The following is a 17,116-nucleotide window of genomic DNA, read 5'->3' on the forward strand; positions in this document are numbered from 1 at the left end:
TTTTATCTATGCAGAGATACGCATCTGTAGGCTGTGCCTTTAGCTCCGGAGAGATAAATAACATAGTATAAAGGAGAAAAAAATGAAAAAGTTATACGGTGTAGTAGTTCCTATTGTAACACCTTTTACTCCCGAGGATGAGGTGGATGTTGAGGGATTAAAAAGACTGACGGATTTTTTGATTGATAAGGGAGTCCACTGTCTGTATCCAGCCGGAAGCACTGGCGAGATGCTTCTTATGAATGTAGAGGAGAGAAAAATCCTCGCTGAAACTGTTGTAAAACAAGCGGCGGGCCGGGTTCCTGTATTTATTCAGGCAGGAGCGATGAACCTGCGGGATACGCTGGAACTGGCGGCTCATGCTGTTTCTGTGGGAGCCGATGGAATTGCGATTGTGACACCTTCCTATTTTGGCCTCAGTGACGATGAGCTGTTTATTTATTATAAGACCATTGCCGACAGTGTTCCCGCAGATTGTTCCGTTTATATGTATGGGATTCCTCAGTGCTCTGTAAATGACATTACTCCCGAGCTGGCTGTCCGCGTTGCAGAAGCGTGTCCCAATGTGGTCGGCCTTAAATACAGTTTTAACGATATGATCCGCCTCCAGAAATTCATGGAAATCCGCGGTGGTGATTTTTCTGTATTCAGCGGCTGTGACAATATGTTTGCCATGACTGCCCTGGCGGGAGCCGATGGAATTGTGTCCGGAAACGCACAGGCGATTCCGGAACATTATGTGGCGATTTGGAATGCCGTTAAGGAAGGGGACGCTAAGAAGGCGATGTCCCTTCAGTCCAGAACTAACATGCTGAATAATATTATGTGCCGCAATTTTGATAAAGCCAGATTTAAGGCGGTGCTGAAACATCGGGGTGTCCTGGAGTATGATTTCATGAGAGCGCCTCTCCAGCCCTTAGATACTGAAGAGGCGGAGAACATGAACAGACTGCTGGATGAGAAAGAATTTACAAAGGTTCTGATGTAAAGAAAGAATGACGCCGAAGCGGGATTAAAATCTGCCATCCCTGCTTCGGCGTTTTATTGATATAGCATAAACTTATTAAGAAGCGTTGCGGCGCCCCATTCTTATCAGACAAATCACGACGCCGATAAGGAGCCCGAAAACAAGCAGACTCAGTATAGTGCTCAGAGCGGACAAAAACGGATAGCTGATAAACTCAAGCCCCTTGACTGTGAAGTTCTGGATAATAGTGACGGAGCCGCCCTCGCCGGCACTCCGTGTAAACATTTGACTTTGAAGGGCACAGATGCCGAATTCAGAAAGGGCGATGAACCCACCCACGGTATAAAGAATACGCAGTGGCTTGTGTACCCTTGCCTGCTGTTCTTCGCTAAGGTTGCCGAAGCGGTACATCTGTCCTTTGCCTTTAAAGGCAATGTAAAACAAGTAAACGGCAATGACCAGCTGAAAGGAATCCAAAAATGCAGTAGACATAAGGTACCTCCTTTTTTTCTATTTTATCTTCCAAGTCAGCCACCTGTCAACAGATAACCTGATTCCGGCAGCATATTCAGAGGCACTGCCGGCCAGACAGATGGCTGTTCCGACGACGGTGCGGACAAAATCCCAGTCCGCGATCTTAAAATCTTTCATTCGATCAACTCTCGTAAACTGAATGGAAAGTTCACGAAACATATCCTTCTGAAACAGATAATGCCGATAGTGGATTGGCGCCATGAGAACAAAGGCATGGCCAGTCACCTCCCGAACTCCGCAGCCGTGCAGACGGCTGTTATTGTTTTGTGTAGCCCATTCTTTGGGAAAGCTGGGAAGAAGCGTCCAGCATCGGTCCTAAGAGCTGCTGCACCGGATGGGATTCAAAAAGGTTCCTTCCGGAGATGCTCATGGCAGCCATAACTGTCCCCGTATAATCGTATATGGGAACGGCAAGGCAGTCGGTAGTGATTACATGTTCCCCGTGGTCAATGGCATATCCGTTTTTTCGAACTATCTGCACCGCCTTTTTGTAGTCGTCATAATTGGTAATGGTATTGGGAGTGAGAGGAGTATATTCAAGCTGCTTCGCGATATGCTCGAACTGCTCATCGGGAAGAAAAGCCATTAATACCTTGCCGAGGCCGGTACAATGAAGAGGTTCCCTTTTTCCGATTTGGGTATAGAGGCGCAGGTTATTGAACTGTTCGACTTTTTCCAGGTACATGACTTCGTTGCTTTCCAAAACCCCCAGGTAAGAAGTGGCCTCAAAGGTGGAAGCCAGTTCGTGCATGATCGGCATTGCCTCGGTTTTCAGAACAATCTTGTTCAGATAAACACTTGCAATTTCTACGAATTTGTAGCCAAGAGAATAGATACTGGTTTCTTCATCTTTTTCCACATAGTGACGTTCGGTATAAGAAGAAAGGATCCGGTGAATCGTGCTTTTGGGAAGCCCGGTGGACATAGATAGTTCTGCGATGCTGAGGCCGTTTTCTGAGGTTGCCAGCAGTTCTATTAAGTCCAGGGCGCGGTTTAAAACCTGTACGCTCATCTGTTTATCAACTCCATTTTCATTTTATAAAAAAAGCAAAATCAATAAAATTATAGTACAAAACCAGTAAAAATTCAACAGGTTAGCCCGCAAAGATTCTTGAAAAGCCTGTCTAAATCTTGATAAAATAAAGAATTAACAAAAACATCAGGGAAAATTGTGCTTAATACACAAAACTATGTCGACAATGTAAAAGATATTGACATTTTCAATAAACAAGGCTTATACTAAAGGCATAAAAAAGGAATGCCGTTTCATAATATGGAACATAAAGGCGTCTTTTGAGAAAATGGAAAAAAGGAGGAATTTGTATGAGAAAAAGCATCTGTAAACGGTTTCTGGCATTATTTATGGTTCTTGCAATGGCCCTTGGTGTGACGGCCTGTGGGGGCAAGAAAGAAACAAGCGTCGGTGTGATCGGGGATACCATTAAGATTGGTGTTGTCTGCCCGATTTCCGGGAACTCTGCTCTTGCCGGTAAGTACATTACTCACGGTGTGGAGGTAGTCGAGGATGAACTAGGGGGCAAGATTGAGATTGGCGGAAAGGAATACAATATTGAATTTATTTACATGGACAACGAAGCTTCCGAAGAAAAGACAACAAATGTATTTCAGAAGCTGATCGAAGAAGAAAAGGTTATTGCCATTGTTGGGCCGGATATGTCCAAATGTGCTCTGGCCGGAGGTCCTATCGCTCAGAAAGCAGGCTGCCCGGTCGTCACCACTTTTGCGACTAATACCGCGGTTACTGAGGTCGGTGATTATATTTTCCGCGCGTGCTTTATCGATCCTTTTCAAGGTAAAATGGCAGCCCAGTATGTCTGGGATTCCGGATATAAGACAGCCTGTATCATGCTCAACAACGCAGATGCTTATCCGACCGGATTAACGGATGCTTTCATCGAGTCCTATGAGGCTCTTGGCGGTACGGTCGTAGCACAGGAAGAGTATTCCGGTTCTGATGTCAAGGATTACAATGTACAGCTCACAAAGCTTGCGGCTTCCGGTGCAGAGTGCTGTTTCTTCCCGAACCTTTTGGGTGAGCTCGGCCTCCAGATCCAGCAGGCACGAACAGCGGGCATTAATTGTCCTATCGTGTGCGGTGATTCTGCAGATACTCCTGAGGTTGGTGAGGTTGCAGGCGCGGCAATTGAAGGGGTTGCATATGTATCAGCTTTTTCCGCAGAATCTACTTCAGATGCAGCAAAGACTTTTGTAGAAAAGTATACAGAAAAATTCAAAGACGAAACTCCAAATTCCAATGCAGAGCTGGCTTACGAGGCTACCCAGATGGTTATCTATGCATTGCAGAACGCTGAAGAGCTCTCTCGTGAGGGTGTTCGTGACGCATTGGCGGGTATTGAGGGACTGGAGCTTCCTTCCGGCAGTATGACGATGGCTGAGGACAGGAACCCCATCAAAGGCGGTGTTGTTATGCAGTATGACGCCGACGGTGTTTCCCATTACGTATCTACCATTAATCCCGACTGATGCGGAGGCTGGCGGTAATCAGTGAGATGTGACCTGAAATGGAATGTTTCGGCGGCGAAGGACGCCGTCGGGACATTCCATTATTAAGTAAGGTACATACTTCCCTTGACAGATAGGAGGAGTTTTTTGTGGCATATTTTTTTCAGTATTTAATTTATGGCCTGCAGCTGGGCAGCGTGTATGCGCTTCTGGCTCTGGGTTATACCATGGTATACGGTATCGTCGGTATGATCAACTTCGCCCATGGTGATTTCCTGATGATCGGCGCTCTGGGTACATACTTTATCGCGCGGGCCTTTGAAGGCTTCCAAGTCAACAGCGCCTTTCCGATGCTGATCGTCGGTATCATTATTATTGTTGCCATGGTGGGGACAGGGGCCATTGCTACCGGTGTGGAAGCCATTGCATACAGGCCGTTGAGAAACAAGCCCCGAATGATAGCTCTGATCACAGCTGTAGGCGTGTCGATGTTCCTTGAAAACTTTCCAAGGGCTCTGCCGTTCATCGGCCCTAACCCCAGGTCTTTTCCGACTCTGTTCCGGGGAAAGAGCCTTAACGTTTTCGGGGCGACTATTACGACGACTCAGATAATTATGATTCTTCTTGCCGTCATCACGATGCTGCTTCTTTATCTGGTGGTCAACAGGACTAAGATCGGCAGTCAGATGAGAGCAGTCAGCATGGATAAGGATGCTGCTTCTCTCATGGGGATTAATATTAATCGAGTGATCTCCATAACTTTTTTTATCGGCGGTGCTCTGGCTGCCGTGTCCGGAATCTGCTACGCGAGCGCATATCCACAGGTTGACGTATATATGGGCTCCTGGCTGGGAAATATGTCCTTCGTGTCTGCCGTGTTAGGCGGTATTGGGGATATCCGCGGCGCCATGCTGGGAGGTTTTATACTCGGCATTGCACAGATTTTCGCAACGGCAATCAACTCCACCTTCGGTTATGCCGTCGGTTTTATTATTCTGATCGTCATTCTATTGGTAAGGCCTGCCGGCATCATGGGCAAGCTGGTAGTTGAGAAGGTATAGGAGGGGTATCGGATGAATGTAAAAAGAGTAATTAAGACAATCTACCCCGCCGCGATCGTGGTGCTTATCTACGTTTTTGTGACGGTGCTCCGCTCCGTCGGAATCATGAACGGCTACTATAACCAGATACTGATGTTCGCAGGAATCAATATAATGATGACCGCCAGTCTGAATCTGGTAAATGGATTTACAGGCCAGTTTTGTATTGGCCATGCAGGTTTTATGTCCCTGGGAGCATATGGTGCGGCTGTGATCACGACTATGGTGTTCGGTAACGTTGCGTCGCCTCCCCTTCAGATTCTTGTGTTTCTTCTGGGTCTTATCATGGGCGGTATTGTAGCGATGCTGGCAGGTGTGCTGATTGGTCTGCCTTCTTTGAAACTAAAAGGGGACTATCTGGCGATCGTTACTTTGGCTTTTGGCGAAATTGTGCGTGCTCTTCTCCGCCTTGTTAAGCCTATTGGAGGAGCCCGGGGCATGATCGGAATTCCCGGCTATGCAAATCTGGGATGGATTCTGTTCTTCATGGCCCTGACCCTTTTCCTTTTTAGGAACCTGATCTACTCTCCCTATGGGCGGGCCTTTATCTCCATTCGTGACAATGAGGTGGCGGCCGACGCTATGGGAATCAATACCACCAGGTATAAAATGACCGCTTTCTGTATCGCAGCTTTTGTGGCAGGTGTAGCCGGAGGACTTTATGCACATGTTATTACCTTTATTCAGCCGGATAACTTCAGCTTTACGAAGAGTGCTGATTTCCTGGTCTATCTGTACGCGGGCGGTTCCGGTTCTCTGACTGGATCTGTAGTGGGTGCAACGCTCTTGACAATACTTCCCGAGTTTCTGCGGTTTCTGTCCGACTGGCGTCTGGTGGTCTACGCAGTAATTTTAGTTATTGTCATGCTATACCGTTCCGAAGGCATCTGCGGAGGCTGGGAGCTGCCTTTTATGAAGATCAAAAGAAGCTCTCTCTATGAAGAGCCGGTGTTCGGAGGGAAGAAAACAGAAGGAAAGGGGGAACAGCCATGAGTTTACTGGAGGTAAAAGACCTTTCCATTATGTTCGGCGGTCTTTGTGCCGTAGATAATTTTAACCTGTCTGTGGAGGAGGGTGAGCTGATTGCAGTAATAGGCCCCAACGGCGCGGGAAAAACTACGATTTTTAATATGCTGACAGGTATCTATAAACCGACAAAGGGAACGATCGCGCTGGATGGGGAAGAAATTATAGGCCTGAAGCCATATCAGTTCGCGAGAAAGGGCATCGCCCGTACATTCCAAAACATCCGGCTTTTTTCCAATGCGACTGTGGCCGATAACGTCAAAGTGGCACATACCTTACATAATGATCAGAATCTGGCAAAATGCTTTTTGAGGACATCGTCCATGAAGAAGAGTGAGCGGGCTCTGGACCGGAAGGTCATGGAACTTCTGGAGAGAATGGGTTTGGCTGATAAAGCGGATTTTCTGGCAAAGAATCTTCCTTACGGTGACCAACGCCGCCTGGAGATTGCGCGTGCCCTTATGACGGAGCCAAAGATTCTGCTTCTTGACGAGCCTGTCGCAGGTATGATCACGTCGGAACTGGAGGATATGGCGAGACTGGTGCCGCAGATTCGGGGAGATTTTGGAATTACGATCATTTTGATCGAGCATCATATGAACTTTGTAATGCCCATAGCAGATAGGATCAAGGTTCTCGATTTCGGAAAAACTATCGCAGAAGGAACACCCGCTGAGGTACAGAATGACCCGAAGGTCATCGAGGCTTACCTGGGAGGAGGTTATGCAAAAAATGGCAATGCTTGAAGTCAATGATTTACATGTGTCCTATGGGGCGATCAAGGCTGTTCAGGGAGTTTCTTTTAAGCTGGACAAAGGCGAGATCGTAGCTCTGATTGGATCCAACGGAGCGGGAAAATCCACGATTCTGCGTACGATCTCCGGACTGGAGAGGGCAAAAAGCGGCTCGATCCTGCTTGAGGGAACGGAACTCACGAAACTGAAAGCCCATAAGATCGTGGAACAGGGTATCGCCCATGTTCCCGAGGGGCGGCGTGTGTTTCCGGGCCTGACGGTCACAGAGAACTTAAGAATGGGCGCCAACTTAATAAAAAACAAGGCAGAGATTTCGGCGGAGATGGAAAAGATTTTTGATATTTTTCCGAGGTTAAAGGAAAGAGAAAAGCAGCAGGCGGGGACATTATCCGGAGGCGAACAGCAGATGCTGGCCTTGGGGCGCGCTCTGATGACGGAGGGAAAGCTTTTGATGCTGGATGAGCCTTCCATGGGTCTCGCGCCGATCATAGTCGAAGAGATTTTTGAAATCATTAAAAAAATCAACGCCGAGGGGACCAGCATTCTCTTGATCGAGCAGAATGCTTTCCTGGCGCTCAACACGGCTTCCCATGCGTATGTATTGGAAACAGGAAAAATAACAATGCAGGGTTCATCCCAGGAGCTTCTCAACGATGAGCGTGTGAAAGCAGCTTACCTGGGCGCATAAAAGACAGTGAGGAAAATATTATGGAATTATCGAGATTAGCTCAGAATCTAGGCGGCTCCATTATCCGGGAAATGTTTAATGAGGCTTTAAAGCTGGAAGATACTATCAGTTTTACTGTCGGTGAGCCGGATTTTATTACTCCCATGCCTATTATTGAGGAGGCGTGCCGGTGTTGGAAAAAGGGTATGACCCATTATACGCCCAACAGCGGAATTCCCGAACTCCGTCAGGCCATTGCCGAATACCATGCGGATGATTTAAAACCTGATCCTGATAATCAGATCATGGTTTCCTGCGGAGCGACAGAGGCCATTCAGACGGCATTGTTTACCTTGGTGAATCCGGGTGAGGAGGTTATCGTGATCACGCCCGCATGGCCCAACTATTTCGGTCAGATTGGAATGTGCGGCGGTGTGATGAAAACAGTTTCTGCCAGAGAGGAAAATAATTTTATCCCGGATCCCGACGACATCAAAGCGGCGGTCACGGACAAAACGAAGGCAATTATTTTAAATTCCCCCTCCAATCCCACCGGCGCCGTAATTGACAGAGATACCTTAAGAGCAATTGCCGATGTACTCCGGAACAGAGATATTTATGTCATTGCCGATGAAATTTACAGCCGCCTTGTTTACAGCAGCGAGCCTTACACCAGCATCACCTCTTTCGAAGGTATGATGGAAAAAACTGTTTACATAAGCGGATTTTCCAAAATGTTTGCCATGACGGGGTGGCGTTTGGGGTATGCTGTCGCAGAGCCGGAAATCATCCGGAATATGACGAAGCTCCATGAAAACGGCGCATCCTGTCTGCCGGCGCCAAGTCAGCTGGCTGCGGCTTACGGCCTGTACCATTGTCAGCCGGAGATCGAGAAAATGCGGGCCAGCTATTTAAGACGCCGAAATCTGATCTGTTCTCTTATAGAAGAAACTCCCGGCCTTTCCGTCAGGAGGCCTCAGGGCGCTTTTTATGCCTTTGTAAATGCCAGGGAGCTCTGTAATAAGACAGGGCTTGATTCCCGGGGGCTCTGCATGGATCTGCTGAAAAAGACGGGCGTAGTCACAGTACCCGGCTCAGGCTTTGGAGAGTGCGGTGAAGGCTTTATCCGCCTCACTTATGCGACCTCCGATGAAAATATCGTTAAGGGATTTGGCAGAATCAAATCCTATGTAGGAGGGATAAAATAATGGGTACTGTTGCAGAACGAGTGGCGGCTATCAGCATTATGCCGGTAATTTCCAAGCTGACAAGCGATGAAGAGTGTGAAGGGCTGGCGAAGGCGCTGACTGCCGGAGGAGTGCCGGCCATGGAGATCACCTTTCGAATGGAAGGGGCGGACGGTTATATCCGGTATGTGAGGGAGCATTTTCCCGATGTTCTGGCAGGCGCCGGCACGGTTCTCACCGAAGCGCAGGCCGAAAAGGCAGTGGAGGCAGGAGCTCAATTCATCGTCGCGCCAGGCCTGAATCCGCAGATTGTAAAATTCTGTCAGGAAAAGGGCGTGGACGTGTTCCCCGGCGTCGCAACTCCCAGTGAGATCGAACAGGCCATGGAACTGGGAATTAAGATCGTAAAATTTTTTCCGGCCGAGGCCTCCGGCGGTCCTGCCGCCATTAAGGCCCTCTGCGGCCCCTATAAGGGAATTAACTTTATGCCTACCGGCGGCCTGAATTTAAATAACATTGCAGGATATTACGCAGTAGAAAGAGTTATTGCCTGCGGCGGTTCTTTTATGCTGGGCGGGCATCTGGCTGATCAGGAATGGTCGGAGGTTACATCCCTTTGTAAAAAATCCGTTCGGACCATGCTGGGTCTTAAACTGGCCCATGTGGGAATCAATACACCTGATGCAGAGAATGCCGGAAGGACCGTGGGCGCGCTTACAGAGCTTCTCTGCCTTGACAGAGGGAAGGAAGGAAACAGTTCTATTTTTGTGGATTCCTGTGTTGAGGTAATGAAGAAGAGCTGCCTCGGAGCCAATGGTCATATTGGGTTCACCACACCCTGTCTGGACCGGGCGATCCGCTATTTCCGGGAGAGGGGTACCACTTTCGATGAAGCTTCCGCCAAATATGGGGATGATGGCGGCCTGACGGCAATCTACTTTACAGACGAGATTGGAGGTTTTGCGATTCATTTAGCGAAGGCATAGAGAAGTGGAGGGAATGGAAATGGCAAAAATAATTACTTTTGGTGAGATCATGTTGAGACTGGCGCCCCCGGATGGCCAGAGATTTTTACAGAGTCCGGAGCTTGAGGCGACCTTTGGTGGAGGTGAGGCTAATGTGGCGGTCTCCCTTGCCAATTTCGGTGAAGATGTAGCATTCCTGACAGCTCTACCCGAAGATGATATTGGCCAGGCGGCGGTTAATTCCCTGCGTTATTTCGGAGTGGATACGACAAAGATCCTCCGTCAGGGGGAGAGAGTGGGTATTTATTATGCAGAAAAGGGTCAGTCTCAGAGGCCGTCCAAGGTCATATATGACAGGAAGTATTCTTCCATCTCCATGGTGAAGCAGGAGGATTTCCACTGGGATGAAATATTTGAGGGAACAGAGTGGTTCCACTTTACGGGAATCACGCCGGCCCTGACACCGGAAATGCACGCCGTCTGTCTGGATGCCTGCATGGCGGCCAGGGAGCGTGGGATAACGATAAGCTGCGATCTGAATTACAGAAAAAAACTGTGGACCACGGAAGAGGCTTTTGAAACCATGACAAAGCTGGCGTCTTACGTGGACGTCTGCATTGCCAACGAGGAGGATGCCGAAAAAGTCCTCGGAATTTCCGCCAAGGATACCGATGTGGACAGCGGGAAGCTTTCCTATGAGGGCTATAAGGCAGTTGCTTCGGAGATCAGTGAAAGGTATGGCTGTAAACAGGTAGCGGTTACTCTCCGGACTTCCCTTTCTGCCAACGACAACAGATGGGCGGCAATGCTTTACAGTGATGGCGGATATTATTTTTCCAAAACCTATGATATTCATATATGGGATAGAGTAGGTGGCGGCGACTCCTTCGGCGGCGGCCTGATTTATGCCATCCGCAGGGGAATGGACAGCCAGTCCGCGATCGAATTTGCGGCGGCGGCTTCCTGCCTGAAACATTCCATACAGGGCGATTTTAACCGGGTGAGTGTGGAAGAGGTAAACAGTCTTATGAAAGACGGAGGAAGCGGAAGAGTACAAAGATAACGATAACAGAAAAGGTATGGCAGGCGGCTCCGGAAGGAGCCGCTTTGCTGTTTCATGGGATTTGGCTGCTCAAAAATCCCGGCTTGTTCGTTTTGATATTCCGTGGTAGAATGAATCAACATGCCATGTCTCAAATATCGCCGTCTGTAATTTATTTGAGACATAAAACACAAATGTTTTATGTTTTTTGCGAGATCATAACCAAAACAGAAGGAGGTAATCATGTCTGGTTATCAGTTCAACAAAAAACAGTTCAAACAAGAAGTGGCCGGCAATGTGAAAAAGCTTTATCGCAGGACCATCGAAGAGGCTTCGCCCAAACAGGTTTTTCAGGCTGTGGCCTATGCGGTAAAGGACGTGATCATCGATGAATGGATCGCGACCCACAGAGAGTACGAAAAGCAGGACGCAAAGACGCTTTATTATCTGTCCATGGAATTTCTGATGGGCCGCGCTCTCGGAAACAACATCATTAATATCCGTGCCGTAAAAGAGATCCGTGAGGTTCTGGACGAATTGGGGTTTGACCTCAATGTGATCGAGGATCAGGAGTCGGATTATGCCCTCGGAAACGGCGGCTTGGGACGCCTTGCCGCCTGTTTTCTGGATTCTCTGGCTTCTATGGGATACCCGGCCTACGGCTGCGGAATCCGATATAAGTATGGACTATTCAAGCAGAAAATAGAAAACGGCTATCAGGTCGAGATTCCCGATAATTGGCTGAAGGACGGGAATCCTTTTGAAGTACGCAGAGAAGAATATGCGGCTCTTATTAAATTCGGCGGAAACGTCCGGGTCGAGTGCGACAGCAGCGGCAGAAATCATTTTATTCAGGAAAATTATCAGTCTGTCCGCGCTGTGCCATATGACCTGCCTGTCGTGGGTTACGGCAACAATGTCGTGAACACGCTCATGGTGTGGGATGCTGAGCCGGTCGATACGTTTAATCTGGATGCCTTTGACAAAGGGGAATACAATAACGCCGTAGAGCAGGAGAATCTGGCAAAGACCATTGTGGAGGTGCTTTATCCCAATGATAATCACTACGCTGGCAAGGAGCTCCGCCTAAAACAGCAGTATTTCTTTATTTCCGCCAGTATTCAGAGGGCGGTCGGAAAATATAAGGCGAAACATTCTGATCTGCATAAGCTTCCGGATAAGGTGGTGTTTCAGCTCAACGATACCCATCCGACTGTGGCGATTCCGGAGCTCATGCGTATTTTGATCGATGAGGAGGGCTTTTCCTGGGACGATGCCTGGGCTGTGGTGACGAAGTGCTGTGCCTATACGAATCACACAGTCATGGCTGAAGCTCTGGAGAAATGGCCCATTGAATTGTTTTCCCGTCTGCTCCCCAGGATCTACCAGATCGTGGAGGAGATCAACAGGCGTTTCGTGGAGGAAGTCCGACGCATTTATCCCGGCGGCGAAGATAAGGTACGCAGTATGTCCATCATCTATGACGGACAGGTGAAAATGGCAAATCTGGCGGTTGTCGGAAGTTTTTCTGTAAACGGCGTCGCGGCGCTCCATACAGAGATCCTGAAAAAGCGGGTGCTGAAGGATTTTTATGGTATGATGCCCTGGAAATTCAATAATAAGACAAACGGAATCACCCAGAGGCGTTTTCTGCTCCACGGAAATGAGCTTCTCGCGGACTGGGTGACCGGTAAGATTGGCGATGAGTGGATTACCGACCTGCCCTATATCAAAAAACTGGCCCTTTTTGCCGGCGATGAGAAGTGTCAGCAGGAATTCAGAAATATCAAGTACCAGAATAAACTGCGCCTTGTCCGGTATATCAAGGAAAACAACGGGATTGACGTGGATCCCCGCTCTCTGTTCGATGTGCAGGTAAAGCGTCTCCATGAGTATAAGAGACAGCTCTTGAATATTCTGCATGTCATGTATCTATACAATATGCTGAAGGATGACCCGGATATGGACATGGTGCCCAGAACCTTCATTTTCGGCGCGAAAGCAGCGGCCGGCTACCGGATCGCGAAGCTGACGATCAAGCTGATCAATTCCGTTGCCGATGTCATCAACAATGACCCTTCCATTAAAGGGAAGATCAAGGTGGTGTTCATTGAAGACTATAGGGTATCCAACGCAGAATTAATTTATGCGGCCGCCGATCTGAGCGAGCAGATCTCCACGGCAAGCCGTGAGGGTTCCGGCACGAGCAATATGAAGCTGATGCTGAACGGCGCGCTGACCATAGGCACCATGGACGGCGCCAATGTGGAGATCGTGGAAGAAGTCGGAAGGGAAAATGCTTTTATTTTCGGCATGTCTGCTGATGAAGTCATTGCCTGCGAGACCAATAACGATTATAATCCCATGGATATCTTCAATAATGACCAGGACATCCGGCGCGTGCTGATGCAGCTGATCAATGGTTCCTATGCACCGGAGAATCCTGAGCTTTTCCGGGACATTTATAATTCCCTGCTCAATACCCGGAGTACCGATAAAGCCGATACCTACTTTAATCTGAAGGATTTCCGCGCCTACGATGAGGCGCAGTGGCAGGTAGATAAGGCATATAGGGACGAGGCATGGTGGGCGGAAGCTGCTATTCTGAACGTTGCAAATTCCGGAAAATTCAGTTCTGACAGGACGGTCCGCCAGTATATTGATGAAATCTGGCATCTGGACAAGGTGGAAGTAAGCCTGTAGTCCTGCTTTTGTTAGATTCACACCCCTTTTCTGTTGGGGCCGCCGCCTTGTGGAAGAATAGGCGCCATATTACAATTATGGTGAATTACAGATGGCGGTATTGGGACGGCATTTTATACAGAAAAGGAGTGTGAACAATGAATTATATTTCCGAGCAGGAAGCAAAAGAGATGATCTGCAGCATTGGTCAGAAAATGTATCAGAGAGGCTTTGTATCGGCCAATGACGGCAACATTACGATCAGAGTGGGCGACAATACAGTCATTGCGACGCCGACGGGCGTGAGCAAAGGCGATCTGAAGCCGGATATGCTTTTAAAGGTGGATTTTGACGGCAACATTCTGGAGGGAACCTGGAAGGCGACTTCGGAGCTGCCGATGCACCTGAGAATCTATAAAGAGAACAATGAGGTGATGTCCACGGCACACGCCCATCCGACCTTCCTGAACCTGTTCGCAAACCTGGGAATGGAACTGGATATGTCCCTGACACCGGCTACGGCGGCGATTTCCGGCAGGATTCCCGTTGCCCCTTATCAGAATCCCGGCTCTGAGGACCTGGCGGCTTCCGTCGCACCCTACTGCAGGGATTTCAATGTGGTCATGCTCGCAAACCATGGCCCTATTTCCTGGGGAAAGAATCCTATCGAGGCTTGGTACATACTTGAGGACGCGGAGGCCTATGCGAAGCTGGCCCTGCTCCATAAATTTGTCGTAAAGGCAGACTACCGTCCTATTTCCATGGAACAGATCAAGCTTTTAGCGGATACCCACGATCTGGTGATCAATCCCAGAAGACTGGTAAATGCGCCTGAAATGACCGCAAACCAGGAACCGGCGGTTTCACTGGACGCTTTCGATCCTGACTGTGCATGGATGGAGAAGCTGGTGGAAAAAACTGCCGACGCAGTTGTGGCGAGACTAAAATAATAGAATAATGAGAATAGAGACAAAGCCGCTGGCAATCATAAGCCAGCGGTTTTTTTATTCTTCGGGAGGGGGTGATTCCAATATGCAGGGGGTGCTGTTGAGTGAATATGACCAAAAACTATTTATATTTTTAAAAAAATATGGTTGAGTTATACATAAGAATAACCAGAAAATGGTTGGAGGGAGGCAAAATGATGGAACGGACAGCGTTATTGGAAATGAAAAACATTTCTAAATCTTTTCCAGGCGTCCGGGCGCTGGATCATGTCAATCTGAAGGTGGAAAAGGGAGAAGTCCATATTCTGGTAGGCGAAAACGGTGCGGGAAAATCAACCTTGATAAAGATCCTATGCGGACTTCATACAGATTATGAAGGCGAAATTGTCATAGAGGGCAAAAAGGTAAGTCTGAAGGATCCCCATGATGCGTTGAAGTATGGGATTGCAACGATCCATCAGGAACTGAACCAGGTTCCTACCATGACGATCGCAGAAAACCTGTTTTTAGGCCGTGAGCCTTTGGGACGGGGAAACATGCTGATCGATGACAGGAGAATTTATAAAGAGGCAAAGGCAATCTTAGAGGCCCAGGGGCTTACTTATGATCCGCATATGCTGGTGCGGAATCTGACGGTATCCCAGATGCAGATGATCGAAATCGCGAAGTCTGTGTCTCAGAATGCAAGGATCATCATCATGGATGAGCCGACCTCGGCTATTACCGATGCGGAGGTAAAGGTACTCTTTCAATGTATTAAGAGGCTGAAAGCGGAAGGCGTAGGTATTATATATATATCCCACCGCCTGGAGGAAATGTTTGAGATTGGAGATAAGGTGACGATTCTGCGTGACGGCCAGTACATAGACACAAAGGATGTTAAAGATGTTTCCAGGGGCGATATCATCAAGATGATGGTCGGACGTGAATTAAACAACATTTATCCCGAAAAGAAGCACAAGGTGACGGACAAGGTTGTTTTAGAGGTGAAGAACCTCACTGGACATAAACGGTTTGAGAATATAAGCTTTAAGCTTCACGCCGGAGAGATTCTGGGCTTGGCGGGTCTGATGGGTGCGGGAAGGACGGAGATCGCAAGAGCTCTCTTCGGCCTGGATCCCATTCATTCAGGAGAGGTCTATCTCGAAGGAAAAAGAATTGCCATTAAAAACACCTCCGACGCGATGAAGCACGGCATCATGATGGCCACTGAAGACAGGAAGCGTTACGGACTGGTACTCAAGGCGACCATCGGTGAGAACATCGGACTTCCCAATTTAAAGCAGTTCCTTGGAAAAAGCGGATTCCTTTTAAGCGATAAAAGGGAACGGGAGAAGGAGAAGGAGGTATTCGATGAGCTGGGTGTAAAGGCGCCCAGTATGCACACAAGGGCCAGCGCGCTGTCCGGCGGCAACCAGCAGAAGGTTGTGCTGGCAAAATGGATTCTGGCAAACCCCAAGGTATTTATTTTGGATGAACCGACCAGGGGTATCGATGTCGGAGCAAAATATGAGATCTACAAGATCATGACGGAGCTGGCCTCCAAAGGGATGGCAATCATCATGATCTCTTCAGAGCTTCCGGAAGTCATCGGCATGTGTGACAGAGTGATCGTTATGCGTGAACACTATCTGTCTGGAGAGGTGAGCGGAGAGGAAATCAACCAGGAATATATCATGGAATTTGCATCTGCCAATGTGGAGGAACTGAGGAAGGCAAATGCGAGGTAGGAGGATAAGATGAACAAGACAGTCGATATGAAAGCTAATAAAAAAACGCATATTATTCAGACGATATTTAAAAAATATATGATTTATATTCTGTTTATCGCGATTTTTGCCATCAGCTCCTTTGCGAGTCCGGCCTTTTTAAAGGTCAGCAATCTTGTCAATATTCTGCGACAGACGGCAATCTACGCGATCATCGCGTTCCCGATCACAATGCTGATCATTTCCGGCGTGACCGACCTCTCGCCCGGGTCCGTAGCAGCCTTTACCGGCGTCGCCGGAATCGTCGCCTATGTGGATCTGACGACGAAGATGGGGGTAAACGCAGTTCTGGCAGGACTCCTGGCAGTCGCATATTCGATTCTTTTGGGAATTATCATCGGATTTGTAAATGGGATCATCATCACAAGATTTAAGGTTCCGGCCTTTATGGCGACTCTGGCGATGATGACTTCTATTCGGGGCGCCGCTCTCTTGTATACGGGCGGAAACGTAATCTACCAAATTGGCGACATTGCGGTTTTGGGCAAAGGCTCCATCATCGGAATTCCCATTCCCGTATTGATCATGCTGATCCTGTTCGTATTCTTTACGATTCTGCTGAAAAAGACCATGTACGGCCGGTATATCTATGCCATCGGCGGTAACGAGGAAGCTGCGGTGGCCTCTGGCATCAATGTAAATAAGATCCGCATGATTTCCTATATTGTCCAGGGTGCGATGGGCGGTCTGGCCGGAATCCTTCTGATGTGCCGTCTGAACACAGGACAGCCTACGGCGGGAGAGGGATACGAGTTTGATGCGATTACCGGCGCGGTGCTTGGCGGCACAAGCTTCACCGGAGGCGAAGGCACGATGTTCGGCACCCTGGTCGGCATTCTGATCGTGGGTATGATCAACAATATCTTCAACCTCTTGTCCGTGCAGTCTTATTACCATCAGATTTTAAAAGGCGTTTTGATCGTGGTGGCTGTTATCATCGATATGCGCGGAAAAAATTCCAAGGTAACAGCTTAGCGGCAGAAGGATATTT

16 protein-coding genes are annotated in these 17,116 nt (G+C 48.4%); 13 read left to right on the forward strand and 3 right to left on the reverse strand.

The window, feature by feature from the left end:
- Positions 1–82 precede the first annotated feature (82 nt).
- Complete coding sequence (locus LQE92_RS13740) at positions 83–988, forward strand: dihydrodipicolinate synthase family protein (protein ID WP_231063512.1); 906 nt, start codon at positions 83–85, stop codon at positions 986–988.
- Between the two features lie 75 nt (positions 989–1,063).
- Here the strand turns inward: LQE92_RS13740 and LQE92_RS13745 are convergent, their stop codons facing one another.
- From LQE92_RS13745 to LQE92_RS13755, 3 genes are all read right to left on the reverse strand, one after another.
- Complete coding sequence (locus LQE92_RS13745; RefSeq protein ID WP_231063513.1) at positions 1,064–1,459, reverse strand: hypothetical protein; 396 nt, start codon at positions 1,457–1,459, stop codon at positions 1,064–1,066.
- Between the two features lie 18 nt (positions 1,460–1,477).
- Positions 1,478–1,618: a hypothetical protein gene (locus LQE92_RS13750; protein WP_231063514.1), complete on the reverse strand. Its 141-nt coding sequence runs from the start codon at positions 1,616–1,618 to the stop codon at positions 1,478–1,480.
- A gap of 139 nt (positions 1,619–1,757) precedes the next feature.
- Entirely contained in the window at positions 1,758–2,513 is a 756-nt protein-coding gene (locus LQE92_RS13755; RefSeq protein ID WP_231063515.1) for an IclR family transcriptional regulator, read from the reverse strand.
- Positions 2,514–2,824: 311 nt separating this feature from the next.
- Between LQE92_RS13755 and LQE92_RS13760 the strand changes: the two genes are divergently transcribed.
- The 12 genes from LQE92_RS13760 to LQE92_RS13815 all read left to right on the forward strand — a co-directional run bounded on the left by LQE92_RS13760 (position 2,825) and on the right by LQE92_RS13815 (position 17,100).
- Positions 2,825–4,006: an ABC transporter substrate-binding protein gene (locus LQE92_RS13760; RefSeq protein ID WP_231063516.1), complete on the forward strand. Its 1,182-nt coding sequence runs from the start codon at positions 2,825–2,827 to the stop codon at positions 4,004–4,006.
- 128 nt (positions 4,007–4,134) lie between these two features.
- Positions 4,135–5,046, forward strand: coding sequence for a branched-chain amino acid ABC transporter permease (locus LQE92_RS13765; protein ID WP_231063517.1), 912 nt, complete (start codon positions 4,135–4,137; stop codon positions 5,044–5,046).
- A gap of 12 nt (positions 5,047–5,058) precedes the next feature.
- Entirely contained in the window at positions 5,059–6,078 is a 1,020-nt protein-coding gene (locus tag LQE92_RS13770; protein ID WP_231063518.1) for a branched-chain amino acid ABC transporter permease, read from the forward strand.
- Positions 6,075–6,857: an ABC transporter ATP-binding protein gene (locus LQE92_RS13775; RefSeq protein ID WP_231063519.1), complete on the forward strand. Its 783-nt coding sequence runs from the start codon at positions 6,075–6,077 to the stop codon at positions 6,855–6,857. The genes LQE92_RS13770 and LQE92_RS13775 overlap by 4 nt, the downstream gene beginning before the upstream one ends.
- The gene (locus tag LQE92_RS13780; RefSeq protein ID WP_231063520.1) at positions 6,844–7,554 is read left to right on the forward strand and encodes an ABC transporter ATP-binding protein; all 711 of its coding nucleotides are present in this window, start codon (positions 6,844–6,846) and stop codon (positions 7,552–7,554) included. Before LQE92_RS13775 ends, LQE92_RS13780 begins: the two co-directional genes overlap by 14 nt.
- A 20-nt stretch (positions 7,555–7,574) precedes the next feature.
- The gene (locus LQE92_RS13785) at positions 7,575–8,741 is read left to right on the forward strand and encodes a pyridoxal phosphate-dependent aminotransferase (RefSeq protein ID WP_231063521.1); all 1,167 of its coding nucleotides are present in this window, start codon (positions 7,575–7,577) and stop codon (positions 8,739–8,741) included.
- A complete protein-coding gene (eda, locus tag LQE92_RS13790; protein WP_231063522.1) occupies positions 8,741–9,706 on the forward strand; it encodes a bifunctional 4-hydroxy-2-oxoglutarate aldolase/2-dehydro-3-deoxy-phosphogluconate aldolase in 966 nt (321 codons plus the stop codon). The genes LQE92_RS13785 and eda overlap by 1 nt, the downstream gene beginning before the upstream one ends.
- A 19-nt stretch (positions 9,707–9,725) precedes the next feature.
- Positions 9,726–10,748 carry a sugar kinase gene (locus LQE92_RS13795; protein WP_231063523.1) on the forward strand — a complete coding sequence of 341 codons (1,023 nt, stop codon included), beginning with the start codon at positions 9,726–9,728 and terminating at the stop codon, positions 10,746–10,748.
- Positions 10,749–10,970: 222 nt separating this feature from the next.
- A complete protein-coding gene (locus LQE92_RS13800; protein WP_231063524.1) occupies positions 10,971–13,430 on the forward strand; it encodes a glycogen/starch/alpha-glucan phosphorylase in 2,460 nt (819 codons plus the stop codon).
- Positions 13,431–13,567: 137 nt separating this feature from the next.
- The gene (locus LQE92_RS13805; RefSeq protein WP_231063525.1) at positions 13,568–14,359 is read left to right on the forward strand and encodes a class II aldolase/adducin family protein; all 792 of its coding nucleotides are present in this window, start codon (positions 13,568–13,570) and stop codon (positions 14,357–14,359) included.
- A gap of 191 nt (positions 14,360–14,550) precedes the next feature.
- Entirely contained in the window at positions 14,551–16,086 is a 1,536-nt protein-coding gene (locus tag LQE92_RS13810; protein ID WP_231063526.1) for a sugar ABC transporter ATP-binding protein, read from the forward strand.
- 9 nt (positions 16,087–16,095) lie between these two features.
- Entirely contained in the window at positions 16,096–17,100 is a 1,005-nt protein-coding gene (locus tag LQE92_RS13815; RefSeq protein WP_231063527.1) for an ABC transporter permease, read from the forward strand.
- Positions 17,101–17,116 lie beyond the last annotated feature (16 nt).

It is taken from the genome of Lientehia hominis (genome assembly GCF_021044755.1).
GTDB classification, from domain to species: Bacteria; Bacillota; Clostridia; order Lachnospirales; family Lachnospiraceae; genus Lientehia; species Lientehia hominis.